Consider the following 24871-nt stretch of genomic DNA (forward strand, 5'->3'; position numbering starts at 1 on the left):
ACATTAAAAGGGAGGATTGCCCCTTGTTGGATGTAAATAATTTTGAGTACATGAAAATAGGGCTCGCTTCACCAGAAAAGATTCGTTCTTGGTCTTATGGAGAAGTGAAAAAACCAGAAACAATTAACTATCGTACTTTAAAACCGGAAAAAGACGGGTTGTTCTGTGAGCGTATCTTTGGCCCACAGAAGGATTGGGAATGTCATTGTGGTAAATATAAACGCGTTCGTTACAAAGGTGTTGTCTGTGACCGTTGTGGTGTAGAGGTAACAAAAGCGAAAGTACGCCGTGAGCGTATGGGGCATATTGAGCTTGCTGCGCCAGTATCACACATTTGGTATTTCAAAGGAATCCCGAGCCGTATGGGATTAGTATTAGATATGTCTCCTCGTGCTTTAGAGGAAGTTATCTACTTTGCAGCATATATCGTAACAGATCCGGGAAGTACACCGCTTGAGAAGAAGCAGCTGCTTTCCGAGAAAGAATTCCGTTCTTATTATGATAAATACGGTAATAACTTCAAAGCTCAGATGGGCGCAGAAGCGATCCGTAAATTATTGCAGGATCTTGACCTGGAAAAAGAAGTTGATGCACTGCGTGAAGAGCTGAAAACAGCTCACGGTCAGCGCCGTACCCGTGCAATTAAACGTTTGGAAGTAATGGAAGCATTCCGTAACTCTGGAAATGATGCAAGCTGGATGATTTTAGATGTTCTTCCGGTTATTCCTCCAGAAATTCGTCCAATGGTTCAATTAGACGGCGGACGTTTTGCTACTTCTGATTTAAATGACCTTTACCGTCGTGTCATCAACCGTAACAACCGCTTAAAACGTCTGCTTGATTTAGGCGCTCCAAGCATTATTGTTCAAAATGAAAAACGTATGCTTCAAGAAGCTGTCGATGCTTTAATCGATAATGGCCGTCGTGGCCGCCCGGTTACAGGTCCGGGGAATCGCCCGTTAAAATCTCTTTCTCACATGCTGAAAGGGAAGCAAGGCCGTTTCCGTCAAAACCTGTTAGGTAAACGTGTGGATTATTCCGGCCGTTCTGTTATCGTTGTTGGACCTCATTTGAAAATGTACCAATGTGGTCTGCCGAGAGAAATGGCGTTAGAGCTGTTCAAACCATTTATTATGAAAGAATTAGTAGCTAGAGGTCTTGCACACAATATTAAATCAGCGAAGAGAAAAATTGAAAGAGTGCACCCTGACGTATGGGATGTTTTAGAAGATGTTATTAAGGAACACCCAGTACTGCTTAACCGTGCACCAACCCTTCATAGATTGGGTATTCAAGCATTCGAACCTACGTTGGTTGATGGTCGTGCAATCCGTCTGCATCCGCTTGTATGTACTGCATATAACGCTGACTTTGATGGAGACCAAATGGCTGTACACGTTCCGCTTGGAGCAGAAGCACAGGCAGAAGCCAGAATCTTAATGTTAGCAGCACAGAACATCCTTAACCCTAAGGATGGAAAACCAGTTGTTACACCATCACAGGATATGGTACTTGGAAACTATTACCTTACCCTGGAGCGTGAAGGTTCAATTGGAGAAGGCTCTTACTTTAAAGATACAAATGAGGCATTAATTGCTTATCAAACTGGATATGCTCACCTGCATACCCGTATTGCAGTGCAGGCGTCCAGCTTAAATAATAAAACATTTACAGAAAAACAAAATAGCCAGCTATTATTAACAACTGTTGGTAAGCTGATTTTTAATGAAATTCTTCCGGATTCCTTCCCGTATATGAATGAACCTTCAAAGGTGAATTTAGAAGAGAAAACACCGGAAAACTATTTTGTTGATCCTGGAACAGATATTAAAGAAGAAATTAAAAATCGTGAAGTGGTTAAACCATTTAAGAAGGGCTTCTTAGGTGATATCATCGCTGAGGTCTTCAAGCGTTTCAAAATTACAGAAACCTCTAAGATGCTTGACCGCATGAAGGATTTAGGATTCAGTTACTCTACAAAAGCCGGTATGACAGTTGGTATTTCCGATATTGTTGTACTTCCGGAAAAACAAGGTATCTTAGATGAGGCTCAATCCAAAGTAGATAAGGTATTAAAACAATTCCGCCGTGGTCTGATTACAGAGGAAGAGCGTTATGATCGTGTAATTGCTATCTGGTCAGAGGCGAAAGATGTTATTCAGGACCGTTTGATGGGATCATTGAGTAATCGAAATCCAATCTATATGATGAGTGATTCCGGTGCCCGTGGTAACGCATCAAACTTCACACAGCTTGCTGGTATGCGTGGCTTGATGGCCGATCCATCCGGTAAAATCATTGAAATTCCAATCAAATCAAGTTTCCGTGAAGGATTAACCGTAATGGAATACTTTATCTCTACCCACGGTGCCCGTAAAGGTCTTGCCGATACAGCACTGAAAACAGCCGATTCAGGTTACTTGACCCGCCGTCTTGTAGATGTTGCACAGGATGTTATCATCCGTGAAGCAGATTGTGGAACGGACCGCGGATTGAAAGTTGCTGCGCTTGTAGATGGATCAGAAGTGATTGAACCATTGTTAGACCGTTTGATCGGCAGAACAGCATTCGAAGATGTAAAACATCCTAAAACTGGTGAATTCATTGTGAAGAAAAATGAACTCATCCATGAAGATCAGGCGAAAACGATTGTTGAAGCAGGTATCGAAGAAGTAACCATCCGTACAGCCTTCACTTGTAACACGAAGCATGGTGTATGTCAGAAATGTTATGGCCGTAACTTAGCTACTGGATCAGACGTTGAGGTTGGCGAAGCGGTTGGAATTATCGCAGCACAATCCATCGGTGAACCGGGTACACAGTTAACCATGCGTACCTTCCATACAGGCGGGGTTGCCGGAGATGATATCACACAAGGTTTACCTCGTATCCAGGAGCTGTTCGAAGCCCGTAATCCAAAAGGGCAGGCAGTCATTACTGAAATTGCCGGTACTGTTCTTGAAATGAAGGAAGTTAAAGATAAACAGGAAATTGTAATTCAGGGTAATGTAGAGCAACGCAGCTATGCTGTTCCTTATAACGCGCGTCTGAAAGTTCAAGAAGGAGATCAAGTGGAAACAGGGCAAGAGCTCACAGAAGGTTCCGTTGATCCAAAAGAACTTCTTCGCGTCAAAGGTGTAGAAGGCGTTCAAGACTACTTGCTTAAAGAAGTACAACGTGTATATCGTATGCAGGGTGTAGAAATCGGAGATAAACACGTCGAAGTAATGGTTCGCCAAATGCTTCGTAAGATCCGTGTTGTATCTTCTGGAGATACAGATGTATTGCCAGGCTCACTGCTTGAATTACATCAGTTCAAAGATGCCAACCACAAAGTATTCAAAGAAGGCGCAGATCCTGCTACAGGCCGCCCGGTATTACTTGGTATTACAAAAGCATCTCTTGAAACTGACTCATTCCTGTCAGCTGCATCCTTCCAGGAGACTACACGTGTCCTGACAGATGCTGCTATTAAAGGAAAACGTGACGAATTACTTGGCCTGAAAGAGAATGTTATTATTGGTAAACTTGTTCCAGCTGGTACAGGAATGCCACAATATCGTACTTTAGAAGCTGAGCTTGATGTGCCGGAATCTGATGAAGAAATAACAGACGAAGAAAGCACACAAAGAGTATAAAATGAAATGTTGATCAGGAAGGGGCATACCCCTTCCTGTCATCACATTGTAAGTTATTTTTGGGAGCACCGAAAAAATACTAAGAATATATTGACAAACAATATACAGGGTGGTATTATATTCAAGGTGCTTCTGATTATGCTTGCAAAAGTAATTTTCGGGGCAGTCCATAATCGGAACTTCGGTTTATTTTAAACGATAATAACAAAGGCAATCTGAGTATAGGATTAATTATTTTTCGCAAAAATTGTGAGAGATTTTTTTATCACTAAAAATGAACCACCTGGATGTGTGGTATTACAAAAGGTTGTTATTTGATTACTAAATTGAAATTGAGAGGAGGAAGATTCAATGCCAACAATTAATCAGCTAGTTCGTAAAGGCCGTGTGACAAAGACAAGAAAGTCTGACTCACCTGCACTTAATAAAGGCTACAACAGCTTTAAAAAGAAAATGACTGATCAGAGCGCTCCGCAAAAACGTGGTGTATGTACTCGTGTAGGTACATTAACTCCTAAGAAACCAAACTCTGCACTTCGTAAATATGCGCGTGTACGTTTGTCTAACAACATGGAGGTAACTGCATATATTCCTGGGATTGGTCACAACCTGCAAGAGCACAGTGTTGTTCTTATCCGTGGCGGTCGTGTAAAAGACTTACCGGGGGTACGTTATCATATCGTACGTGGAGCACTTGATACTGCTGGAGTAGAAGGCCGTATGCAAGGACGCTCTAAATATGGAACGAAAAGACCTAAAAAATAAGTAATTAAAATAATATTAAGGGAAAGGAGGATGTACAATGCCTCGTAAAGGTCCAGTACCAAAGCGTGATGTATTACCAGATCCGCTTTATAACTCAAAATTAGTTACACGCCTCATCAACCAGATTATGGTAGACGGGAAGCGTGGAAAAGCACAAAAAATCCTTTATAATGCGTTTGAATTAGTTGCTGAAAGAAGTGGCCAAAACGCAATGGAAGTTTTTGAGCAAGCAATGAAAAATGTTATGCCAGTACTTGAAGTACGTGCCCGCCGTGTCGGTGGTTCAAACTATCAGGTACCAGTGGAGGTTCGCCCAGAGCGTCGTCAAGCTTTAGGATTACGTTATATTGTTAACTACTCCCGTTTACGCGGAGAAAAAACAATGGAAGAACGTCTTGCTAATGAAGTTCTTGATGCTTCTAACAATACAGGAGCTGCTGTTAAGAAAAGAGAAGATATGCATAAAATGGCAGAAGCGAACAAAGCATTCGCTCACTACCGTTGGTAATATAATTAAAGCATTCGTTTGCTATAGGAAGGAGAAGAATACATGGCTAGAGAGTTCTCCTTGGAAAAGACACGTAATATCGGTATCATGGCGCACATTGACGCAGGTAAAACCACCACTACTGAGCGTATTCTTTTCTATACAGGACGTATTCATAAAATTGGTGAAACTCATGAAGGTGCATCTCAAATGGACTGGATGGAGCAGGAGCAGGAGCGTGGAATCACAATTACTTCCGCTGCAACAACTGCTGCTTGGAAAGATCACCGTATTAATATCATTGACACACCTGGACACGTAGACTTCACAGTTGAAGTTGAACGTTCTCTTCGTGTACTTGATGGTGCGGTAACAGTTCTAGATGCGCAATCTGGTGTTGAACCACAAACGGAAACAGTATGGCGTCAGGCGACAACATACGGTGTTCCACGTATCGTGTTCATTAATAAGATGGACAAAACCGGCGCAGACTTCTTGTATTCAACAAATACACTGAAAGAACGCCTTGGTGCAAATGCACATCCAATCCAAATGCCTATTGGTGCTGAGGATGAATTCAATGGAATTATTGACTTAGTTAAGATGGAAGCACATATCTATCTTGATGATTTAGGTCAAACTGATGAAACTACTGAAATTCCTGCTGAGCTAAAAGACGAAGCTGAAGAGCTGCGTGCTAACTTAGTAGAAGCAGTTGCTGAAACAGATGAAGAGCTGATGATGAAGTATCTTGAAGGAGAGGAAATCTCTAACGAGGAGCTTGCAAATGCAATTCGTCAGGCAACATTAAATGTAGACTTCTATCCGGTACTTTGCGGATCTGCATTTAAAAACAAAGGTGTTCAGTTAATGCTGGATGCGGTACTTGCTTATCTTCCTGCTCCAACAGATGTGCCTCCAATCGAAGGTATTATTCCTGGAACAGAAGAAAAAGTAACTCGTCCATCATCGGATGATGCACCGTTCTCTGCATTAGCATTTAAAGTTATGACAGACCCTTATGTTGGTAAATTAACATTCTTCCGTGTGTACTCTGGTACACTTAACTCAGGTTCTTACGTGAAGAACTCTGTAAAAGATAAACGTGAGCGTATTGGACGTATCCTGCAAATGCACGCAAACTCCCGTGAAGAGATTTCTGTTGCTTACTCAGGTGAAATTGCTGCTGCAGTAGGTTTGAAGGATACAACAACAGGTGACACTCTATGTGATGAAAAGGATCTCGTTATTCTTGAGTCTATGGAATTCCCTGAACCAGTTATCTCGGTTGCTATTGAACCAGAAACAAAAGCAGACCAGGATAAAATGGGTATTGCTTTATCTAAGCTTGCGGAAGAGGATCCAACTTTCCGTACAGAAACAAACACAGAAACTGGGCAAACTATCATCTCTGGTATGGGTGAGCTTCACTTAGATATCATTGTTGATCGTTTAAAACGTGAATTTAAAGTTGGCGCCACTGTTGGTGCTCCACAGGTTTCTTACAGAGAAACTTTCCGTGCTTCTGCTGAAGTAGAAGGTAAATTCGTACGTCAGTCTGGTGGACGTGGACAATTCGGTCACGTTTGGGTTAAATTTGAGCCAAACGAAGAAGGCGCCGGATTTGAATTTGTTAATAATATCGTTGGTGGTGTTGTTCCTCGTGAATACATCCCGGCTGTTCAACAAGGTATCGCAGAATCCATGGAAAATGGTGTTCTTGCCGGATATCCGTTAATCGATGTGAAAGCTACATTATATGATGGAAGCTATCATGATGTCGATTCCAACGAAATGGCGTTTAAAGTAGCTGCTTCTATGGCTCTTAAAGCTGCTAAAAATAAATGTAACCCAGTTCTGCTTGAACCAATGATGAGAGTAGAAATTGTTGTCCCGGAAGAATATATGGGAGACATCATGGGTGATGTAACTTCTCGTCGTGGACGCGTAGAAGGTATGGAAGCACGCGGAACTGCTCAGGTAGTTAAAGCGTTCGTACCACTTGCAGAAATGTTCGGTTATGCAACTGCATTACGTTCAAACACGCAAGGTCGCGGAGTATACACAATGCACTTTGACCACTATGAAGAAACACCTAAAAGCATTACTGAAGAAATTATCAAGAAAAATGCAGGTCAATAATTGATTTTTTCTTCAATCTGACGTATAACATTTAGTAAAGGCTGGGAAATTTTAACCGATTTTCCCGGCTCATAAAAATTGCTATATATTTAAAGGAGGAACTATAAATGGCTAAAGAAAAATTCGACCGCTCGAAAAGTCACGTAAACATTGGAACAATTGGTCACGTTGACCATGGTAAAACAACTTTAACTGCTGCAATCACTACAGTAATGGCAAAAAGAAATGGTGATGGCACTGCAATGGCTTATGATCAAATTGATGGTGCTCCGGAAGAGAAAGAACGCGGAATTACAATCGCAACTTCTCACGTAGAGTATGAAACTGAAACTCGTCACTATGCACACGTTGACTGCCCAGGTCACGCTGACTATGTTAAAAACATGATCACTGGTGCTGCACAAATGGACGGAGCTATCCTTGTAGTATCTGCTGCTGATGGCCCAATGCCACAAACTCGTGAGCATATCCTATTATCTCGTAACGTTGGGGTACCTTCTATTGTAGTATTCCTTAACAAAACAGATATGGTAGACGATGAAGAGTTACTTGAATTAGTAGAAATGGAAGTTCGTGATTTACTAAGCGAATATGACTTCCCTGGTGATGATGTACCTGTTATCGCTGGTTCTGCTCTTAAAGCACTTGAAGGCGTTGAAGAGTATGAAGAAAAAGTTGTTGAACTTATGGCTGCAGTTGATGAGTATGTTCCAACTCCAGAACGTGACACTGACAAACCATTCATGATGCCAGTTGAGGATGTATTCTCTATCACTGGTCGTGGTACTGTTGCTACAGGTCGTGTTGAACGCGGACAAGTTCGTGTTGGAGACGAAGTAGAAATCATCGGTCTTAACGAAGAATCTTCTAAAACAACTGTAACTGGAGTAGAAATGTTCCGTAAGCTTCTTGATTATGCAGAAGCTGGTGATAACATTGGTGCACTACTACGTGGTGTTGCCCGTGAAGATATCAACCGTGGTCAAGTACTTGCTAAGCCTGGTACAATCACTCCGCATACTAACTTCAAAGCTGAAGTTTATGTATTATCAAAAGACGAAGGTGGACGTCATACTCCATTCTTCACTAACTACCGTCCTCAGTTCTACTTCCGTACTACGGACGTAACTGGCGTAATCAGCCTTCCAGAAGGAACTGAAATGGTAATGCCTGGAGACAACATTGAAATGACTGTAGAACTTATTTCACCAATCGCAATCGAAGACGGAACTCGTTTCTCTATTCGTGAAGGTGGACGTACAGTTGGATCTGGCGTTGTATCTACTATCCAAAAATAATAATAAATGATTGAATAAAAAAGACAGCGTGACGACGCTGTCTTTTTTTGTATATTAGAATGTCTTACTATTCATTTCAATGAAGTTTAGCAATCAGACAGGGGACTTGGTATGCTCTGTTGCTACATGACGGTAGCATTTATTTAAACCATCTAAAACAATAGAATGCGTTGTAAAGACATTCTGGTTATTTTCTATTCCTTGCAGCAGCATATTACTAGTAATACTCGTAGCGATAAAGGCGCATTCATTTGTACCGACTAACTGATTATGACCAAGCGCTTCTTTAGGATTTGTAATTCCCATTGATACACAACGCTTCCATTGTTCATCTGTTTTAGGGAGTAATCTTGCCTGCATTTCTCCACCCAGGCTTTTCACTCCTACAGCCGCCAGAACCCCTTCTGGAGCACCGCCAATTCCAATGAATAAATCTATATCACTCCGATGGATGCAAGTTGCTATTGCAGGAATGACATCTCCTTCTTCAAATAGCTCTGTTCTGACACCTAAAGCACGTGCTTCTTCTATCCAATGATTATGTCTTTCTCTATCCTGTACAATCATTTTTAATTCTTCAAGCTTTTTTTCTTTTGCATCTGCAATAATGCGCAGATTCTTCTCGAGTGGATAATCAATATCAATCTTCCCTGCAGCTTCCGGACCGGTTACAAGCTTCTCCATATACATATCGGGAGCATGCAGCAATGTTCCTTTCTTTGCAGCGGCAATTACTGCGATGGCATTATTTTTCCCTTTAGAAGTAGAGGTAGTTCCATCAATTGGATCAACTGCTAAATCGATACCTGCGCCATTTCCAGTTCCAACTTTTTCGCCGATAAATAACATGGGGGCTTCGTCCATTTCACCTTCACCGATAACTACTTCACCATCCATAGGGATTTTATTCAGTAAAGTGCGCATAGAATCTGTGGCTGCCTGATCAGCTTCTATTTTATTTCCTGTCCCAATCCACGGATATGTTGCAAGTGCTGCTGACTCAGTAACGTGCAGAAAATCTTGAATGAACTGATTCATAACTACCATCTCCTTTAGAGTTTTAGTTTCGTGAAAAAGAAATATCTAACGTTTCTCATATTCATTGTTTTCATTACATGCAGTTAAATGAATATCTAATTTAATAGTAATATAATTATCGTTTTATATCAATATCTTTTATTTATTTTTGTTTGTTATTTTTATCTTTTGTTTAAAAGATCGGAAATAAGCAATTAGAGTATGCTAAATTTGGTACGAAAAGGTTATTGCCTTTTAAAACTTGTTAATTCTCTTTACTTTGCGAAAAGCTTCACCTCCTATAGACGAGAATTTGATATGAAAAAAGCGGCAGACTAAAAAGATTTTGTTTGGCTGGGCAAGTATCATCAGCTTCAAAAAAATAATCTTGTTACTCAACTATTTACTTTTGGGCCGCATTAAGAGTAATGAGGCAGAGCAATAATTATGAACTTCGTGATGGGAGAGAGAAGATAATATATAAAGGGAAGAGATCATAGAAGCTGTTTTTGAAAAGATGAATTTTTGTTTTGAGATTGTTAACAGGCAACTTCGGCATAAAGATTAGAAAACAGCTGAATCTTGTCCCTGCTGATTGGAATTATGGGTAGGGGGTTCGCTTTTGGCGGGTACCATTTCTTTATAAATGGATTTGATCCGAATATAAACATTGCTAATCGCCTGGGGTAATGCCTGGATCAATATAATTCAGCCATTCTGGGTTTTTGCGTAACGATTTTACTATTTAGTTTTATTCTAATTGCAATCGCTTTTCTACTATTATAATAGTTACCATTGATCATTAAGAAATTGTGAAGCGGTAAATCAGCCGACTCCGCTTATTATGTTGACTGTAAATAAATGAATATGTTAAAACGGAATTAATTTTTACTCGAACTCAAATTTCAAGTAAATCATACAAAGCATATAAAACACTCACAGCAATACCCCGGCCTGTTAATTTGTCTATATTATTGGCAGGTTATCAGAGGTGCTCCGACATAAAAAGAGAGCAGGAATTCATTTATTATATAAGGAAGAAAAAAACTTTTAAAATTCGCTTGCAATCGTACAAGGAACTATGTATAATATAAAAATGTGCAAACTTATAGATGCTTAATTACAAGCTTGCTATGACCAAACAATTCTAGTATAATGTAATAGTTGGTCAATTAATGCGATGATGCGGAAGGTTGTTGGCACACCCGGCCCCTTTGTCATGGCGAGGTGCTAAGGAAATTTTCGCGGAGAATGTCTATAATAATATAGGCGAGAAGGAGGGAAAATGATGGCAAAAGAGAAAATCAGAATTCGTTTAAAAGCATACGATCACCGTATTTTAGATCAGTCTGCTGAAAAAATAGTGGCAACTGCAAAACGTTCCGGAGCAAAAGTGTCTGGTCCGATTCCACTGCCGACTGAAAAAGCTATTTACACAGTTCTTCGTGCGGTTCATAAGTACAAAGACTCTCGTGAACAGTTTGAAATGCGTACGCACAAGCGTCTGATCGATATTCTTGAGCCTACACCAAAAACGGTTGATGCGCTGATGCGTTTAGATCTTCCATCAGGTGTAGATATTGAAATCAAATTATAATTCGTTTTAAATACAGGAGGTGTAACGGATGACGAAAGGAATCTTAGGTCGTAAAATCGGCATGACTCAGCTTTTCTCTGAAAATGGAGAACTTGTACCAGTAACAGTTGTTCAAGCTGAGGCGAATGTTGTGTTGCAAAAGAAGACATTAGAAAATGATGGTTATGAAGCGTTGCAAATCGGTTTTGCTGATAAAAAGGAATCACGTACAAATAAAGCGGAAAAAGGTCATGCTGAGAAAGCAGGCACTGCCCCTAAGCGCTACGTTCGTGAAATCCGTGGCGCAGACGTTGAAGGCTATGAAGTTGGCCAGGAAATCAACGTTGATATCTTTGAAGCCGGAGAAAAAATTGATGTGACAGGTACATCTAAAGGTAAAGGATTCCAAGGTGCTATCAAGCGTCATAATCAACAACGCGGACCAATGTCCCATGGTTCTCATTACCATAGAGGTCCAGGTGCAATGGCTGCAATTGATGCAATGCGTGTTTTCAAAGGTAAAAAATTACCAGGTCACATGGGTTCTGAACAAAAAACAATTCAAAACCTTGAAGTGGTTAGTGTAGATGCTGAAAAGAATTTAATTCTAATCAAAGGAAATATTCCTGGTGCAAAAAAATCTTACGTGAAAATTACTAGTGCAGTAAAAGGTAACTAATCACATAAACGAAGGGAGGATATGTCATGCCTAAAGTAGCACTTTTAAAACAGGATGGAAGTAATGTTGGAGAAATCGAATTAAATGACGCTGTTTTTGGTATTGAGCCAAACACACATGTACTTCATGAAGCGGTAGTTATGCAACGTGCGTCTTTACGTCAAGGTACACACGCTGTAAAAAATCGTTCTGAAGTTCGTGGTGGAGGCCGCAAGCCATGGCGCCAAAAAGGAACCGGCCGTGCACGTCAAGGATCTATCCGTTCACCACAATGGGTTGGCGGTGGAACTGTTTTCGGACCGACTCCACGTAGCTATAGCTACAAATTACCAAAGAAAGTTCGTCGCTTAGCGTTGAAGTCTGCATTATCTTCTAAAGTGAAAGAAGAAGGCTTGTTTGTTTTAGAAGCAATCACAATTGATGCTCCAAAAACAAAAGAAGTTATTAACATCTTAAACGGATTGAAAGTTGAAGAGAAAGCACTAATCGTTCTTTCAGAGAATGATGACACAGTTGCACGTTCTGCAAACAACTTACAAAACGTAAAAGTATTAACTGTAGAAGAATTGAATGTACTTGACTTGCTTACGCATGACAAGCTGATCATCACTAAAGATGCAGCTGAAAAAGCAGGGGAGGTGCTCGCATAATGAAAGATCTACGCGATGTAATTAAACGCCCTGTCATTACAGAGAATTCTGCTGACTTAATGGCAGAGAAGAAATACACTTTTGAAGTAGCTGTAAAAGCTAACAAAACGCAGATCAAAGATGCTGTAGAAACAGTCTTTGATGTGAAAGTAGAACAAGTAAACACAATGAACCTTAAAGGTAAATTTAAGCGAATGGGCCGTTACGGTGGATATCGCCCTAACCGCAAAAAAGCTATCGTTCAGCTGTCTGAGGATAGTAAAGACTTAGATTTCTTTGAGGCTTAATAAAACGAATAAATAAATTTTAGAAGTAGAAGGAGGGACAACGATGGCGATTAAAAAGTATAAACCAACCTCAAATGGTAGACGTAATATGTCTGGTTCAGATTTTGCAGAGATTACTACGAGTACCCCTGAGAAATCCCTTTTAGCTCCATTATCTAAACGCGGTGGACGTAATAACCAAGGGAAATTAACGGTTCGTCATCACGGCGGCGGTCATAAGCGCCAATATCGTATTATCGACTTTAAACGCGATAAAGACGGTGTGCCAGGACGCGTTGCTACAATTGAATACGATCCTAACCGTTCAGCAAACATTGCATTAATTCATTATGCTGATGGTGAGAAACGCTACATCCTTGCTCCAAAAAACGTTAAAGTAGGGCAAGTTATTGAATCTGGTGTAGATGCAGATATTAAAGTAGGTAACGCATTACCGCTTGGAAATATTCCAGTAGGTACAGTTATTCATAATATCGAATTAAAACCGGGACGCGGAGGACAATTAGCTCGTTCTGCTGGTGCAGAAGCTCAAATCCTTGGACGCGAAGAAAAGTACACTTTAGTACGTCTTGCATCTGGAGAAGTTCGTTTAATCTTAACAACTTGCCGTGCTACAATCGGTCAAGTAGGTAACATTGAGCATGAACTTATCCGTGTTGGTAAAGCTGGCCGTTCCCGTTGGAAAGGTATCCGTCCAACAGTTCGCGGTTCTGTAATGAACCCTAACGATCACCCGCATGGTGGTGGTGAAGGACGCGCGCCAATCGGACGTAAATCACCAGTGTCACCTTGGGGTAAACCAACACTTGGTTACAAAACACGTAAACGTAATAAACCATCTGATAAGTATATCGTTCGTAAACGTAAAAAATAAACGGAAAAACGGGCGGGCTAAAGTACCCGTCTCTAATCCCTGGAAGGAGGCTTATCCATGGGCCGTAGCTTGAAAAAAGGACCTTTTGCAGATGATCATCTATTGAAGAAAATTGAAGTATTAAATACTGAAGACAAGAAGCAGGTAGTAAAAACCTGGTCTCGCCGCTCAACAATTTTCCCGCAATTCATTGGTCATACAGTTGCAGTATATGATGGACGTAAGCATGTGCCAGTATATATCACTGAAGATATGGTGGGGCATAAATTAGGTGAATTCGCACCAACTCGTACGTATAGAGGACACGCTGGTGACGATAAGAAAACAAAACGCTAATGAGAGGAGGTACTAGGCATGCAAGCTAAAGCCGTTGCGAAATCAGTTCGTATTGCTCCTCGTAAGGTTCGTTTAGTTGTAGATCTAATTCGAGGAAAAGAGGTTGGCGAAGCAATCGCAATTTTAAAATATACACAACGTGGTGCTTCTCCGGTCGTAGAAAAAGTATTAAATTCTGCAGTTGCTAACGCAGAGCATAACTATGAAATGGACGCAGACAATCTGGTAGTATCTGAAGTATTTGTTAACGAAGGCGCTACTTTGAAACGTTTCCGTCCACGTGCACAGGGACGTGCAAGCAAAATCAACAAACGTACTAGCCACATCACAGTTGTGGTAACTGAAAAGAAGGAGGGATAGTCAGTGGGTCAAAAAGTAAATCCAACAGGTCTGCGCGTAGGTGTCATTAAAGACTGGGAGTCTAAATGGTATGCTGGTAAAGACTATGCAGACTTATTGCATGAAGATATTAAAATCAGAGAATATCTTGAAGGACGTCTTAAAACGGCTGCTGTTTCTTCTATTGAAATCGAACGTGCAGCAAACCGTGTAAACATTACAATTCATACTGGTAAGCCGGGAATGGTAATTGGTAAAGGCGGATCTGAAGTTGAAGCTTTACGTAAATCTTTGAACAACTTAACTGGCAAACGAGTTCATATCAATATTCTTGAAATCAAAAAAGTTGATATTGATGCAACACTTGTAGCTGATAATATTGCTCGTCAATTAGAAAATCGTATCTCATTCCGTCGTGCTCAAAAGCAAGCTATCCAACGTGCGATGCGTGCTGGAGCAAAAGGAATTAAAACACAAGTATCTGGACGTCTAGGCGGTGCGGATATCGCCCGTGCAGAACATTATAGTGAAGGAACAGTGCCACTTCATACTTTACGTGCTGACATTGACTATGGTACAGCAGAAGCTGATACTACTTATGGTAAATTAGGTGTTAAGGTATGGATCTATCGTGGAGAAGTCCTTCCAACTAAAACCAATAAATAAGGGAGGGGGCTCATTACTATGTTAATGCCTAAACGTGTTAAATATCGTAGACAACATCGTGGTAAAATGAGAGGCCAAGCAAAAGGCGGTACAACTGTTTCTTTCGGAGAATATGGTTTACAAGCACTTGACGCTTCTTGGATTACAAGCCGCCAAATCGAGGCAGCGCGTATTGCAATGACTCGTTACATGAAACGTGGCGGTAAAGTTTGGATCAAAATCTTTCCAGACAAACCTTACACTGCAAAGCCTTTAGAAGTTCGTATGGGTTCCGGTAAAGGTGCTCCAGAAGGATGGGTAGCAGTAGTAAAACCAGGTAAAATTATGTTTGAAATTGCAGGTGTACCTGAAGAGGTAGCTCGTGAAGCACTTCGCCTTGCAGCTCATAAATTACCTATTAAAACGAAATTCGTAAAACGTGAAGAAATTGGTGGTGAAAGCAATGAAGGCTAAAGAAATAAGAGATTTAACCACTGCCGAAATTGAACAAAATGTAAAATCATTAAAAGAGGAGTTATTTAATTTACGTTTTCAATTAGCTACTGGCCAATTGGAAAACACTGCACGTATTCGTGAAGTACGTAAATCAATTGCTCGTCTTAAAACGGTAGTTCGCCAACGCGAACTAAGCGCAAATAACTAAAGATTCCAGAGGGGAGGTTAACCTCAATGTCTGAACGTAATGATCGTAAAGTTTATACTGGTCGTGTTGTATCCGACAAAATGGATAAAACTATTACAGTCTTAGTTGAAACTTACAAGTTCCATAAACTTTATGGAAAACGTGTTAAGTATTCTAAGAAATTCAAAACTCATGATGAAAACAATGTTGCAAAAACTGGCGACATCGTGCGTATCATGGAAACTCGCCCGCTATCAGCTACAAAACGTTTCCGTCTGGTAGAAGTAGTAGAAGAAGCGGTAATTATTTAATAAAGTTCGCTCGGAAGGTATCCGAAGGGAGGTCACAGTGTTATGATTCAACAAGAAACTCGTTTGAAGGTTGCAGATAACTCTGGTGCTCGTGAAGTATTAACCATTAAAGTATTAGGCGGTTCCGGTCGTAAAACTGCCAACATTGGTGATGTAATTGTTTGCACGGTCAAACAAGCAACACCAGGGGGCGTTGTCAAGAAAGGCGACGTTGTAAAAGCAGTAATTGTACGTTCTAAATCTGGCGCTCGTCGTAAAGATGGTTCTTATATCCGTTTTGATGAAAATGCTGCCGTAATTATTCGTGATGATAAAAGTCCAAGAGGAACTCGTATTTTCGGACCTGTTGCACGTGAATTACGTGATGCTCAATTCATGAAAATCGTATCTCTAGCTCCAGAAGTTTTATAAATGTAAATTTCCTCATCAAGGAGGTGCGTAAAGCATGCATGTAAAAAAAGGTGATAAAGTCAAAGTTTTATCCGGTAAAGACCGCGGTAAAGAGGGTACTGTATTAGAAGCATATCCGAAGAAAGAGCGCGTATTAGTAGAAGGCGTGAACATGATTCAAAAACATGCGAAACCTTCCCAAGACAACCCGCAAGGCGGAATCTTGAATATCGAAGCTCCAATTCACGCTTCTAATGTATTGCCAATCGATCCGAAGTCCGGAGAACCAACTCGTGTTGGCTATGAAGTAAAAGATGGTAAAAAAATCCGTATTGCAAAAAAATCCGGTGAAGCATTAGATAAATAAGTTTTTCTGTGAAAGGAGGGCTAACGCATGAACGAATTAAAACAAAAATATCAGGATGAAATCACTTCATCTTTAATGAATAAATTCAATTATGATTCCGTAATGGAAGTACCTAAAATAGAGAAAATCGTGATCAACATGGGTGTTGGTGACGCAGTACAAAATTCAAAGGCATTAGATAGTGCTGTTGAAGAATTAGCTTTAATTTCTGGTCAAAAACCATTAGTTACCCGTGCTAAGAAATCAATCGCAGGTTTCCGTCTTCGTGAAGGAATGCCAATCGGTGCAAAAGTTACTCTACGTGGAGAACGCATGTATGAGTTCCTTCAAAAGCTGGTTGCTGTATCTCTTCCACGTGTACGTGACTTCCGCGGTATTTCTAAAAAAGCATTTGATGGTCGTGGAAACTACACTCTAGGTGTGAAAGAACAGTTGATTTTCCCAGAAATTAATTACGATAAAGTAAGTAAAGTTCGTGGTATGGATATTGTTATCGTAACAACATCTAACACTGACGAAGAAGCTCGTGAACTTTTAGCTGGATTGGGCATGCCTTTCCAAAAATAGACATGAGCTAATAAAAGGAGGGAAAATTTTGGCTAAAAAATCTATGATAGCGAAACAAAAGCGCCCGCAAAAATATAAAGTGCAAGAGTATACACGCTGTGAACGATGTGGACGCCCGCATTCAGTAATTCGTAAATTCAAACTTTGCCGTATTTGTTTCCGTGAACTTGCCTATAAAGGTCAAATTCCTGGTGTCAAAAAAGCAAGTTGGTAAACCCCGATTCGGGAAGGAGGTAATTAGTAATGGTTATGACAGATCCAATTGCAGATATGCTTACTCGCATTCGTAATGCGAACATGGTAAAACATGAACAATTAGAGCTTCCTGCTTCTAAAATTAAAAAAGAGATCGCTGATATCCTGAAGCGCGAAGGCTTTGTGAAGGATTATGAGCTAGTCGAAGACAACAAGCAAGGTATATTACGTATCTTCTTAAAATACAGTGCGAACGAAGATAGAGTTATTACAGGAATTAAACGTATCAGTAAACCAGGTTTACGCGTATATGCTAAAGCAAATGAAGTACCTCGTGTATTGAACGGTCTTGGCATTGCTATCGTATCAACTTCTAACGGAATGCTTTCTGATAAAGAAGCTCGTTCCCAGGCAGTTGGCGGCGAAGTATTAGCGTACGTTTGGTAATTACTATTTTTTAATGAGGAGGTGTAGGGAATGTCTCGTGTCGGACTTAAGCCTGTAGAAATTCCAGAAGGTGTAGAGTTGAAATTCAACGGAACTACACTAACAGTCAAAGGACCAAAGGGTGAATTAACAAGAGATTTTCATCCAGATATTAAAATCAACGTTGAGGGTAATATTCTAACTGTAGCACGCCCGAGTGATCATAAAGACCACCGTGCACTACATGGTACTACCCGCAGCTTAATCAATAATATGGTGGTTGGAGTAAGCAAAGGCTTTGAAAAATCATTGGAAATTAATGGTGTTGGTTACCGTGCTCAAAAGCAGGGAAACAAAACTGTTGTTAACGCTGGTTATTCACATCCTGTTGAACTTGAAGCCATTGACGGTATTGAAATCGAAGTGCCTAAAAACACACAAATTATTGTTAAAGGTATCGATAAAGAATTAGTAGGAGCAGTTGCTGCTAATATCCGAGCAATCCGCCCGCCAGAGCCTTATAAAGGTAAAGGAATTAAATATGCGGATGAATATGTACGTCGTAAAGAAGGTAAAACTGCTAAGTAAGTTTTTTAGCCCGAGAAAGGAGTGACCCAGATGATCACAAAGCCTGACAAGAATGTTACTCGTAAAAAACGTCACAATCGTGTACGTAAAACATTATCAGGAACTGCAGAGCGTCCACGTTTAAATGTGTATCGTTCAAACAAAAATATTTATGCTCAATTAATTGATGATGTAAATAATGTAACCCTGACAAGCGCTTCTACAGTAGATAAAGAGCTTGAAATTAACGGCGGCAATGTTGACGCTGCGAAAGAAGTAGGGACAGCTATTGCAAAACGTGCAATTGATAAAGGATATAAATCCATCGTATTTGATCGTGGAGGTTATTTATATCATGGACGTATCAAAGCTTTAGCAGAGGCTGCTCGTGAGGAAGGCCTTGAATTTTAAGAGTAAAAGGAGGTAACCATCTATAATGATTACGAATATTGATCCGAGCAAATTAGATCTTGAAGAACGTGTTGTTACGGTCAACCGTGTTGCAAAGGTTGTAAAAGGTGGACGTCGTTTCCGCTTCGCAGCATTAGTAGTTGTCGGTGACAAAAACGGTCATGTAGGTTTCGGTACTGGTAAAGCACAAGAAGTACCTGAAGCTATTAAAAAAGCAGTAGATGATGCAAAGAAAAACTTAATTACTGTACCAATCGTAGGCACAACCATTCCACACCAGATTCATGGACAGTTTGGTTCTGGAAACGTATTGATGAAGCCTGCTTCTGAAGGTACTGGAGTTATCTCTGGTGGTCCAGTACGTGCGATTTTAGAGCTTGCTGGTGTAGGTGATATCCTGACTAAATCATTAGGATCCAACACACCAATCAACGTAATCCGTGCTACATTGAACGGTTTAACTAATTTAAAAACAGCTGAAGACGTAGCTAAATTACGTGGAAAGTCTGTTGAAGAACTGTTAGGATAAGGAGGGAAACACAATGTCTAAAAAATTGGAAATAACCCTCACTCGTAGTGTTATCGGCGGCACTGACGTTCAACGTAAAACTGTTGAGGCGTTAGGGTTAAAGAAGATTCGTCAATCGGTTGTACGTGAAGATACTCCAGCCGTTCGCGGTATGGTCAACAGAGTGTCCCACTTATTGACAGTTAAAGAAGTTTAATTAAATTTTGTGTAAAGAGGAGGTGCTCGCATGAAACTTCATGAATTAAAAGCAGCAGAAGGATCCCGTAAAGAAAGAAACCGTGTAGGTCGCGGAACTTCTTCAGGTAACGGTAAAACTTCTGGTCGTGGACATAAAGGACAAAAAGCACGTTCCGGTGGTGGAGTAAGACTTGGTTTTGAAGGTGGTCAAATGCCTTTATTCCAACGTTTACCAAAACGTGGTTTTACAAACATTAACCGTAAAGAATATGCTATTGTGAACCTTGACACGCTTAATCGCTTTGAAGAAGGAACTGAAGTTACTCCAGAGCTATTATTAGAAACTGGTGTCGTAAGCAAATTGAATGCTGGAGTTAAGATTCTTGGAAAAGGGCAATTAGAAAAGAAACTGACTGTTAAAGCTCATAAATTCTCTGCATCTGCGAAAGAAGCAATTGAAGCAGCGGGCGGTCAATCTGAGGTGATCTAATTTGTTTCAGACACTCTCCAATTTTTTGCGTGTAGCAGATATAAGAAATAAAATTGTATTTACACTGCTTATGCTTATTGTATTCCGTATCGGCACGTTTATTACCGTGCCTTTTACAGATAAAGCTGCTATTGATTTTATGATGAATCAGCAAAGCATGTTTGGCTTTATCAATACATTTGGCGGCGGGGCATTGCAAAATTTCTCTATCTTCGCGATGGGAATTATGCCTTATATCACCGCATCAATCATTATGCAGCTGCTGCAAATGGATGTTGTTCCGAAGTTTGCTGAATGGAAGAAGCAAGGAGAAATGGGACGTAAAAAAATCGCACAAGTCACACGTTATGCAGCTATTGCTATAGCGTTTATTCAAGCGATTGCTATGTCTATTGGCTTTAATGCCATGGCAGGCGGTTTACTGATTCAAGATCCTAGCGTAATGAAATTCTTAATGATTGCGATCGTGTTAACAGGCGGAACAGCTTTTCTTATGTGGTTAGGAGAACAGATTACTGCTCACGGTGTTGGTAATGGTATTTCTGTCATTATCTTCGGCGGTATCGTTGCTGCTATTCCAAACGGCGCTGGACAATTGTACAATCAATACTTCTCTAATCCGGGAAGTGAGCTGTTTATCAATATCGTTATTGTAGCGTTAATTGTACTGGTTATTATCGCGGTTACGGTCGGAATTATTTTCGTAAACCAAGCATTACGAAAAATTCCAGTGCAGTATGCGAAGAAGTTAGTAAATCGTTCACCTGTAGGAGGTCAATCAACACATTTACCGATTAAGGTAAATGCGGCAGGGGTAATTCCGGTTATTTTTGCGATTGCCTTTATGATTGCTCCATCTACTATTGCTGGATTTTTTGAAGGAAACCAAGTAGCAAATATCGTGACATATGTTTTCGATTACTCACAGCCTATTGGCATGGTAATCTATGTGGCATTGATTATTGCTTTCTCATATTTCTATACATTTGTTCAGGTTAATCCGGAGCAAATGTCAGAGAACTTGCAAAGACAAGGTGGCTATATCCCTGGCATCCGCCCGGGACACAATACAGAAGAATATTTAACAAGGGTTATCAATAGACTGACCTTTGTTGGAGCGCTGTTCTTAGCAGCTGTTGCTGTATTCCCAATTATCTTGGGCAGTCTTGCAAATTTACCATCGACAGTACAGATCGGCGGTACTAGCTTAATAATCGTTGTCGGTGTCGCATTAACAACGATGAAACAATTAGAAGGTCAGCTTGTGAAGCGGCATTATAAAGGATTTATTAAGTAAATTTCCTGCCTACAAAAGCGAGGGGAAACAATTGAATTTGATCTTAATGGGATTACCTGGTGCCGGTAAAGGTACACAGGCCGAAAAAATTAATGAAAAATACAATATCCCTCACATTTCAACTGGGGATATGTTCCGGTTAGCTATTAAAGAAGGTACAGACCTTGGGAAAAAAGCGAAGGAATATATGGACCAAGGAAATCTTGTTCCAGACGAAGTAACTATCGGTATTGTCAAAGAGCGCCTGGCGAAGGATGATTGTGCAGATGGGTTTCTATTAGATGGATTCCCGCGTACAATCGCTCAAGCTGAAGCACTGCAAGAATTGACAGCTGATTTGAATAAAACCATCGACTATGTATTACATGTGGATGTACCAGAAGAAAAATTGGTAGAGCGTTTAACTGGACGGAGAATTTGTCCGACTTGCGGAACAACTTATCATGTCGTTTACAATCCTCCGAAAGAGGAAGGTATTTGTGATAAGGATGGCTCCCAGTTAATTCAGCGAGATGATGATCAACCTGAAACGGTGAAAAAACGATTAGCCGTTAACGTAGAGCAAACACAGCCATTACTTGATTTTTATCAAGATAAAGGATATCTTGTGAAGGTGGACGGTGATCGTGAGATCGACGACGTCTTCTCCGACATTGAATCCATTTTGGATAAATAAGTCAGCTATTTAATGAACAGATTAGGTGCAAAACTCAGGTCTGAGAGTTATAATAGGTGAGATAATGTGGAATGCTTTTATCAAATACGCTAAAAAATTGGTTCATCAACCTTTTGATATAAAACGAACAATTGCCTAGGTGATGGTGAGTGCTGATATACGTTAACAAATTGATTCTCTTAGCAAGAATTCATTTGTACGTATGAGGCAGGATAGTGATTCAGGTCAGTACAATTGATGTCTCGGTTGTGAACGGCCGGTTGTCCTACGCTGGCCAATGGAGGAAGCAGTGTTCTAATAAATCATTTCAAATGATGATAGTACGCTAAATGTACGTTTAATATTTCCTTTCAGGATACCGTTGATAAGAACGGCTACTCACAAAAGGGAAATGAGGCTTTATCCTTGATTTAGATAAGGTTGTAACTGATTTGAAGAAGGGAGATCACACACAATGGCGAAAGATGATGTTATTGAAGTAGAAGGTACAGTGACAGATACATTGCCGAATGCGATGTTTAAAGTTGAGCTTGAGAATGGCCATACAGTATTGGCACATGTATCTGGTAAAATCCGTATGCACTTTATCCGCATTTTACCAGGCGATAAAGTAACGGTTGAACTTTCTCCGTATGATTTAACCAAAGGACGAATTACGTACCGTTATAAATAAACGAGCTCCGATCTAAAAGGAGGTAATGATGATGAAGGTAAGAGCATCTGTAAAACCAATTTGCGAGAAATGCAAAGTCATCAAACGCAAAGGTAAAGTAATGGTAATTTGTGAAAATCCAAAACACAAACAAAAACAAGGCTAAAAAACAGGAGGTGCTAGCATTCTATGGCACGTATTGCAGGTATTGATATTCCACGTGATAAACGTGTAGTAATTTCTTTAACTTACATTTATGGTATTGGAAAAACTACCGCACAGGAAGTCCTTAAAGAAGCAGGCGTTTCTGAAGACACTCGTGTCCGTGATTTAACGGAAGACGAATTAACAAGAATCCGTCAAGCGATTGATAGCTACACTACAGAAGGTGACCTTCGTCGTGAAGTATCTTTAAATATCAAACGTTTAATCGAAATCGGCTCATACAGAGGTATTCGTCATCGTCGCGGACTACCGGTTCGTGGACAAAAGACAAAGAACAACTCTCGTACACGTAAAGGCCCACGTAAAACAATGGCTAACAAGAAAAAGTAATGTAAGGAGGTAAGCTTACAATGGCACGTAAAACAAATACGCGTAAACGTCGTGTGAAAAAGAATATAGAATCAGGCATTGCTCATATCCGTTCTACTTTTAACAATACAATTGTTACAATTACGGACATGCAAGGTAATGCTATTGGCTGGAGCTCTGCTGGAGCTTTAGGTTTTAAAGGATCTAAAAAATCAACTCCGTTTGCTGCACAAATGGCTGCTGAAACAGCTGCTAAGTCTGCAACTGAAAATGGCATGAAAACATTAGAAGTTACTGTTAAAGGACCTGGCGCTGGTCGTGAAGCTGCAATCCGTTCTTTACAGGCTGCTGGATTAGAAGTTACAGCAATTGTTGATGTAACTCCAGTTCCTCATAATGGTTGCCGCCCACCAAAACGTCGTCGTGTTTAATTTAACCGTATAGAATTTGTCAGCCTTGGTCATAATGGTTGATAAAACGTACGGTTATCTACATGTTGTAGATAAACAGATTCCAAAGACAGTTCGTACGAAGGATTTTTAGGTAGAGCAGAAACGCCAACTGCCTATTTGAGGAATTTCGGTTAGACTTTGTGGTCTAGCCGGGGTTTCGACGTTTTAAAGGAGGGTTTGTTAAATGATCGAGATAGAAAAGCCAAAAATTGAAACGCTTGAAATTAGCGATGATGCTACTTTTGGTAAATTCGTAGTTGAACCGCTAGAACGTGGATATGGTGCCACACTTGGAAACTCCTTGCGTCGTATCTTACTATCCTCACTACCAGGTGCTGCTGTGACAACCGTTCACATCGACGGAGCACTGCATGAATTTTCAACGATTGACGGGGTTGTAGAGGATGTAACAACTATCATTCTTAACTTGAAAAAACTTGCACTTAAAATCTACTCTGATGAGCCGAAAACATTAGAAATTGATGTTCAAGGTGAAGGAGTCGTAACAGCTGCAGACTTAACGTATGATAGTGATGTAGAAGTGATGAATCCAGAGCTTCATATCGCTACATTAAACAGTAAAGCTAACCTTCATATGAAGTTAACTGCTGAAAGAGGTCGCGGTTATCGTCCCGCAGATGAAAATAATTTTGATGATCAACCGATTGGCGTTATTCCAATTGATTCGATTTTCACACCAGTATCACGTGTTACGTATCAAGTAGAGAATACACGTGTAGGTCAAATTGCTAATTATGATAAACTGACATTGGATGTTTCAACTGACGGTAGTATTCGCCCTGAAGAAGCTGTTTCTCTAGGAGCGAAAATTATTACGGAGCATTTGAATATTTTTGTCGGCTTAACGGATGAGGCACAGAACGTGGAAATTAAATAAATCCGAAGAAGATATGATGAAGGTTCGTAATTTAGGACGTAAATCATTAGAAGAAGTAAAAGTAAAATTAGAGGATCTAGGACTAGGTCTTCGAGATGATGACTGATAAACCAGTCACCTGTAGAGTTTCGAAAAGGGAGGGATAGTCCGTGGCTAGAAAATTAGGACGTACAACAGATAGTCGTATGGCTCTTCTTCGCAACCTTGCATCTGATTTAATTATTCATGAACGCATTGAAACAACAGAAGCAAAAGCGAAAGAGTTAAGATCGGTTGTAGATAAAATGATTACTCTTGGAAAGCGTGGCGATTTACATGCACGCCGTCAAGCAGCAGCATTTTTATACAACAAAGAAGCGGATGAAGAAAACAACGTAATTCAAAAATTATTTGATGATGTTGCTGCGCGCTATGAAGATAGACAAGGTGGATATACACGCGTTCTTAAACTTGGTGAACGCCAAGGCGATGGCGCTAAAATGGCAATCATTGAGTTGGTTTAATTTACTAAAAACGGCAAGGGGCAGGACTCAATCTCTCTCAGAGGTTATCCAAG

The 24871-nt window shown here is 40.3% G+C and carries 34 protein-coding genes and 1 pseudogene; 34 read left to right on the forward strand and 1 reads right to left on the reverse strand.

Annotated elements, in window-relative coordinates; all coding sequences use genetic code 11:
- The first annotated feature begins 23 nt into the window (after positions 1 to 23).
- From rpoC to tuf, 5 genes are all read left to right on the forward strand, one after another.
- Positions 24 to 3638, forward strand: a complete 3615-nt coding sequence (rpoC, locus tag IEX29_RS21440; RefSeq protein ID WP_188737094.1) for a DNA-directed RNA polymerase subunit beta' — start codon at positions 24 to 26, stop codon at positions 3636 to 3638.
- Between the two features lie 351 nt (positions 3639 to 3989).
- Positions 3990 to 4403 carry a 30S ribosomal protein S12 gene (gene rpsL / locus IEX29_RS21445; RefSeq protein WP_188737096.1) on the forward strand — a complete coding sequence of 138 codons (414 nt, stop codon included), beginning with the start codon at positions 3990 to 3992 and terminating at the stop codon, positions 4401 to 4403.
- Positions 4404 to 4440: 37 nt separating this feature from the next.
- Positions 4441 to 4911: a 30S ribosomal protein S7 gene (gene rpsG / locus IEX29_RS21450; RefSeq protein ID WP_188737098.1), complete on the forward strand. Its 471-nt coding sequence runs from the start codon at positions 4441 to 4443 to the stop codon at positions 4909 to 4911.
- 42 nt (positions 4912 to 4953) lie between these two features.
- Positions 4954 to 7032 carry an elongation factor G gene (gene fusA / locus IEX29_RS21455; protein ID WP_188737099.1) on the forward strand — a complete coding sequence of 693 codons (2079 nt, stop codon included), beginning with the start codon at positions 4954 to 4956 and terminating at the stop codon, positions 7030 to 7032.
- A gap of 107 nt (positions 7033 to 7139) precedes the next feature.
- Entirely contained in the window at positions 7140 to 8330 is a 1191-nt protein-coding gene (gene tuf, locus IEX29_RS21460; protein WP_188737101.1) for an elongation factor Tu, read from the forward strand.
- Between the two features lie 93 nt (positions 8331 to 8423).
- On the opposite strand, the gene glpX is transcribed toward tuf, so the two are convergent.
- Positions 8424 to 9368 carry a class II fructose-bisphosphatase gene (glpX, locus tag IEX29_RS21465; RefSeq protein ID WP_188737103.1) on the reverse strand — a complete coding sequence of 315 codons (945 nt, stop codon included), beginning with the start codon at positions 9366 to 9368 and terminating at the stop codon, positions 8424 to 8426.
- 1267 nt (positions 9369 to 10635) lie between these two features.
- Here glpX and rpsJ point away from each other — a divergent pair.
- From rpsJ to rplQ, 29 genes and pseudogenes are all read left to right on the forward strand, one after another.
- Positions 10636 to 10944 (forward strand): 30S ribosomal protein S10, encoded by a 309-nt coding sequence (rpsJ, locus tag IEX29_RS21470; protein ID WP_077605122.1) that lies wholly within the window; start codon positions 10636 to 10638, stop codon positions 10942 to 10944.
- A gap of 28 nt (positions 10945 to 10972) precedes the next feature.
- Positions 10973 to 11602: a 50S ribosomal protein L3 gene (gene rplC, locus IEX29_RS21475; protein WP_077605121.1), complete on the forward strand. Its 630-nt coding sequence runs from the start codon at positions 10973 to 10975 to the stop codon at positions 11600 to 11602.
- A 26-nt stretch (positions 11603 to 11628) separates the two neighbouring features.
- Positions 11629 to 12252, forward strand: coding sequence for a 50S ribosomal protein L4 (rplD, locus tag IEX29_RS21480; protein ID WP_188737105.1), 624 nt, complete (start codon positions 11629 to 11631; stop codon positions 12250 to 12252).
- On the forward strand, positions 12252 to 12539 hold the full coding sequence (rplW, locus tag IEX29_RS21485; protein WP_188737107.1) for a 50S ribosomal protein L23: 288 nt from the start codon (positions 12252 to 12254) through the stop codon (positions 12537 to 12539). The genes rplD and rplW overlap by 1 nt, the downstream gene beginning before the upstream one ends.
- A gap of 43 nt (positions 12540 to 12582) precedes the next feature.
- Entirely contained in the window at positions 12583 to 13413 is an 831-nt protein-coding gene (gene rplB / locus IEX29_RS21490; protein WP_188737109.1) for a 50S ribosomal protein L2, read from the forward strand.
- A gap of 57 nt (positions 13414 to 13470) precedes the next feature.
- Positions 13471 to 13749: a 30S ribosomal protein S19 gene (rpsS, locus tag IEX29_RS21495; protein ID WP_188737110.1), complete on the forward strand. Its 279-nt coding sequence runs from the start codon at positions 13471 to 13473 to the stop codon at positions 13747 to 13749.
- 18 nt (positions 13750 to 13767) lie between these two features.
- Positions 13768 to 14109 carry a 50S ribosomal protein L22 gene (gene rplV / locus IEX29_RS21500; RefSeq protein WP_077605116.1) on the forward strand — a complete coding sequence of 114 codons (342 nt, stop codon included), beginning with the start codon at positions 13768 to 13770 and terminating at the stop codon, positions 14107 to 14109.
- A 3-nt stretch (positions 14110 to 14112) separates the two neighbouring features.
- Positions 14113 to 14754 (forward strand): 30S ribosomal protein S3, encoded by a 642-nt coding sequence (gene rpsC / locus IEX29_RS21505; protein WP_147211530.1) that lies wholly within the window; start codon positions 14113 to 14115, stop codon positions 14752 to 14754.
- Positions 14755 to 14772: 18 nt separating this feature from the next.
- The gene (gene rplP, locus IEX29_RS21510; RefSeq protein WP_188737112.1) at positions 14773 to 15207 is read left to right on the forward strand and encodes a 50S ribosomal protein L16; all 435 of its coding nucleotides are present in this window, start codon (positions 14773 to 14775) and stop codon (positions 15205 to 15207) included.
- Positions 15197 to 15397, forward strand: coding sequence for a 50S ribosomal protein L29 (gene rpmC / locus IEX29_RS21515; protein WP_077605114.1), 201 nt, complete (start codon positions 15197 to 15199; stop codon positions 15395 to 15397). Before rplP ends, rpmC begins: the two co-directional genes overlap by 11 nt.
- Positions 15398 to 15423: 26 nt before the next feature.
- Complete coding sequence (gene rpsQ, locus IEX29_RS21520) at positions 15424 to 15687, forward strand: 30S ribosomal protein S17 (protein WP_077605113.1); 264 nt, start codon at positions 15424 to 15426, stop codon at positions 15685 to 15687.
- Between the two features lie 42 nt (positions 15688 to 15729).
- Positions 15730 to 16098 carry a 50S ribosomal protein L14 gene (gene rplN / locus IEX29_RS21525; RefSeq protein WP_077605112.1) on the forward strand — a complete coding sequence of 123 codons (369 nt, stop codon included), beginning with the start codon at positions 15730 to 15732 and terminating at the stop codon, positions 16096 to 16098.
- A 34-nt stretch (positions 16099 to 16132) separates the two neighbouring features.
- Entirely contained in the window at positions 16133 to 16444 is a 312-nt protein-coding gene (gene rplX / locus IEX29_RS21530) for a 50S ribosomal protein L24 (protein ID WP_077605111.1), read from the forward strand.
- A 27-nt stretch (positions 16445 to 16471) separates the two neighbouring features.
- Positions 16472 to 17011 (forward strand): 50S ribosomal protein L5, encoded by a 540-nt coding sequence (rplE, locus tag IEX29_RS21535; RefSeq protein ID WP_077605110.1) that lies wholly within the window; start codon positions 16472 to 16474, stop codon positions 17009 to 17011.
- A 28-nt stretch (positions 17012 to 17039) separates the two neighbouring features.
- Positions 17040 to 17225 (forward strand): type Z 30S ribosomal protein S14, encoded by a 186-nt coding sequence (locus IEX29_RS21540; RefSeq protein WP_010652082.1) that lies wholly within the window; start codon positions 17040 to 17042, stop codon positions 17223 to 17225.
- Positions 17226 to 17254: 29 nt separating this feature from the next.
- A complete protein-coding gene (rpsH, locus tag IEX29_RS21545; RefSeq protein ID WP_077605109.1) occupies positions 17255 to 17653 on the forward strand; it encodes a 30S ribosomal protein S8 in 399 nt (132 codons plus the stop codon).
- A 30-nt stretch (positions 17654 to 17683) separates the two neighbouring features.
- Positions 17684 to 18220, forward strand: a complete 537-nt coding sequence (gene rplF, locus IEX29_RS21550) for a 50S ribosomal protein L6 (protein WP_188737114.1) — start codon at positions 17684 to 17686, stop codon at positions 18218 to 18220.
- Between the two features lie 30 nt (positions 18221 to 18250).
- Positions 18251 to 18610, forward strand: a complete 360-nt coding sequence (gene rplR, locus IEX29_RS21555) for a 50S ribosomal protein L18 (RefSeq protein WP_188737116.1) — start codon at positions 18251 to 18253, stop codon at positions 18608 to 18610.
- 28 nt (positions 18611 to 18638) lie between these two features.
- Positions 18639 to 19139, forward strand: coding sequence for a 30S ribosomal protein S5 (rpsE, locus tag IEX29_RS21560; protein ID WP_139089182.1), 501 nt, complete (start codon positions 18639 to 18641; stop codon positions 19137 to 19139).
- 13 nt (positions 19140 to 19152) lie between these two features.
- Entirely contained in the window at positions 19153 to 19335 is a 183-nt protein-coding gene (rpmD, locus tag IEX29_RS21565; protein WP_077605106.1) for a 50S ribosomal protein L30, read from the forward strand.
- Positions 19336 to 19365: 30 nt separating this feature from the next.
- Positions 19366 to 19806: a 50S ribosomal protein L15 gene (gene rplO, locus IEX29_RS21570; protein WP_077605105.1), complete on the forward strand. Its 441-nt coding sequence runs from the start codon at positions 19366 to 19368 to the stop codon at positions 19804 to 19806.
- Between the two features lies 1 nt (position 19807).
- The gene (secY, locus tag IEX29_RS21575; protein WP_188737118.1) at positions 19808 to 21103 is read left to right on the forward strand and encodes a preprotein translocase subunit SecY; all 1296 of its coding nucleotides are present in this window, start codon (positions 19808 to 19810) and stop codon (positions 21101 to 21103) included.
- A 31-nt stretch (positions 21104 to 21134) separates the two neighbouring features.
- Entirely contained in the window at positions 21135 to 21779 is a 645-nt protein-coding gene (locus IEX29_RS21580) for an adenylate kinase (protein WP_188737121.1), read from the forward strand.
- A 454-nt stretch (positions 21780 to 22233) separates the two neighbouring features.
- Positions 22234 to 22452 (forward strand): translation initiation factor IF-1, encoded by a 219-nt coding sequence (infA, locus tag IEX29_RS21585; protein WP_040985051.1) that lies wholly within the window; start codon positions 22234 to 22236, stop codon positions 22450 to 22452.
- Between the two features lie 31 nt (positions 22453 to 22483).
- The gene (gene rpmJ / locus IEX29_RS21590; RefSeq protein WP_010095733.1) at positions 22484 to 22597 is read left to right on the forward strand and encodes a 50S ribosomal protein L36; all 114 of its coding nucleotides are present in this window, start codon (positions 22484 to 22486) and stop codon (positions 22595 to 22597) included.
- A 23-nt stretch (positions 22598 to 22620) separates the two neighbouring features.
- Positions 22621 to 22986 (forward strand): 30S ribosomal protein S13, encoded by a 366-nt coding sequence (gene rpsM / locus IEX29_RS21595; RefSeq protein ID WP_077605102.1) that lies wholly within the window; start codon positions 22621 to 22623, stop codon positions 22984 to 22986.
- 20 nt (positions 22987 to 23006) lie between these two features.
- Positions 23007 to 23396 carry a 30S ribosomal protein S11 gene (gene rpsK / locus IEX29_RS21600; protein WP_188737123.1) on the forward strand — a complete coding sequence of 130 codons (390 nt, stop codon included), beginning with the start codon at positions 23007 to 23009 and terminating at the stop codon, positions 23394 to 23396.
- Positions 23397 to 23601: 205 nt separating this feature from the next.
- Positions 23602 to 24421 (forward strand): annotated as a pseudogene (locus IEX29_RS21605) (DNA-directed RNA polymerase subunit alpha).
- Positions 24422 to 24464: 43 nt separating this feature from the next.
- Positions 24465 to 24818 (forward strand): 50S ribosomal protein L17, encoded by a 354-nt coding sequence (gene rplQ, locus IEX29_RS21610; RefSeq protein ID WP_188737124.1) that lies wholly within the window; start codon positions 24465 to 24467, stop codon positions 24816 to 24818.
- Positions 24819 to 24871 lie beyond the last annotated feature (53 nt).

The sequence above is a fragment of the Oceanobacillus neutriphilus genome, assembly GCF_014645515.1.
In the GTDB taxonomy this organism is placed as follows: Bacteria; Bacillota; Bacilli; order Bacillales; family Amphibacillaceae; genus Oceanobacillus; species Oceanobacillus neutriphilus.

Coding starts and splice junctions, on each gene's coding strand:
- rpsL (WP_188737096.1), top strand. CDS start 3,990: ATGCCAACAATTAATCAGCTAGTTCGTAAAGGCCGTGTGACAAAGACA.
- rpsG (WP_188737098.1), top strand. CDS start 4,441: ATGCCTCGTAAAGGTCCAGTACCAAAGCGTGATGTATTACCAGATCCG.
- fusA (WP_188737099.1), top strand. CDS start 4,954: ATGGCTAGAGAGTTCTCCTTGGAAAAGACACGTAATATCGGTATCATG.
- tuf (WP_188737101.1), top strand. CDS start 7,140: ATGGCTAAAGAAAAATTCGACCGCTCGAAAAGTCACGTAAACATTGGA.
- glpX (WP_188737103.1), bottom strand. CDS start 9,368: ATGAATCAGTTCATTCAAGATTTTCTGCACGTTACTGAGTCAGCAGCA.
- rpsJ (WP_077605122.1), top strand. CDS start 10,636: ATGGCAAAAGAGAAAATCAGAATTCGTTTAAAAGCATACGATCACCGT.
- rplC (WP_077605121.1), top strand. CDS start 10,973: ATGACGAAAGGAATCTTAGGTCGTAAAATCGGCATGACTCAGCTTTTC.
- rplD (WP_188737105.1), top strand. CDS start 11,629: ATGCCTAAAGTAGCACTTTTAAAACAGGATGGAAGTAATGTTGGAGAA.
- rplW (WP_188737107.1), top strand. CDS start 12,252: ATGAAAGATCTACGCGATGTAATTAAACGCCCTGTCATTACAGAGAAT.
- rplB (WP_188737109.1), top strand. CDS start 12,583: ATGGCGATTAAAAAGTATAAACCAACCTCAAATGGTAGACGTAATATG.
- rpsS (WP_188737110.1), top strand. CDS start 13,471: ATGGGCCGTAGCTTGAAAAAAGGACCTTTTGCAGATGATCATCTATTG.
- rplV (WP_077605116.1), top strand. CDS start 13,768: ATGCAAGCTAAAGCCGTTGCGAAATCAGTTCGTATTGCTCCTCGTAAG.
- rplP (WP_188737112.1), top strand. CDS start 14,773: ATGTTAATGCCTAAACGTGTTAAATATCGTAGACAACATCGTGGTAAA.
- rpmC (WP_077605114.1), top strand. CDS start 15,197: ATGAAGGCTAAAGAAATAAGAGATTTAACCACTGCCGAAATTGAACAA.
- rpsQ (WP_077605113.1), top strand. CDS start 15,424: ATGTCTGAACGTAATGATCGTAAAGTTTATACTGGTCGTGTTGTATCC.
- rplN (WP_077605112.1), top strand. CDS start 15,730: ATGATTCAACAAGAAACTCGTTTGAAGGTTGCAGATAACTCTGGTGCT.
- rplX (WP_077605111.1), top strand. CDS start 16,133: ATGCATGTAAAAAAAGGTGATAAAGTCAAAGTTTTATCCGGTAAAGAC.
- rplE (WP_077605110.1), top strand. CDS start 16,472: ATGAACGAATTAAAACAAAAATATCAGGATGAAATCACTTCATCTTTA.
- rpsH (WP_077605109.1), top strand. CDS start 17,255: ATGGTTATGACAGATCCAATTGCAGATATGCTTACTCGCATTCGTAAT.
- rplF (WP_188737114.1), top strand. CDS start 17,684: ATGTCTCGTGTCGGACTTAAGCCTGTAGAAATTCCAGAAGGTGTAGAG.
- rplR (WP_188737116.1), top strand. CDS start 18,251: ATGATCACAAAGCCTGACAAGAATGTTACTCGTAAAAAACGTCACAAT.
- rpmD (WP_077605106.1), top strand. CDS start 19,153: ATGTCTAAAAAATTGGAAATAACCCTCACTCGTAGTGTTATCGGCGGC.
- rplO (WP_077605105.1), top strand. CDS start 19,366: ATGAAACTTCATGAATTAAAAGCAGCAGAAGGATCCCGTAAAGAAAGA.
- infA (WP_040985051.1), top strand. CDS start 22,234: ATGGCGAAAGATGATGTTATTGAAGTAGAAGGTACAGTGACAGATACA.
- rpmJ (WP_010095733.1), top strand. CDS start 22,484: ATGAAGGTAAGAGCATCTGTAAAACCAATTTGCGAGAAATGCAAAGTC.
- rpsM (WP_077605102.1), top strand. CDS start 22,621: ATGGCACGTATTGCAGGTATTGATATTCCACGTGATAAACGTGTAGTA.
- rpsK (WP_188737123.1), top strand. CDS start 23,007: ATGGCACGTAAAACAAATACGCGTAAACGTCGTGTGAAAAAGAATATA.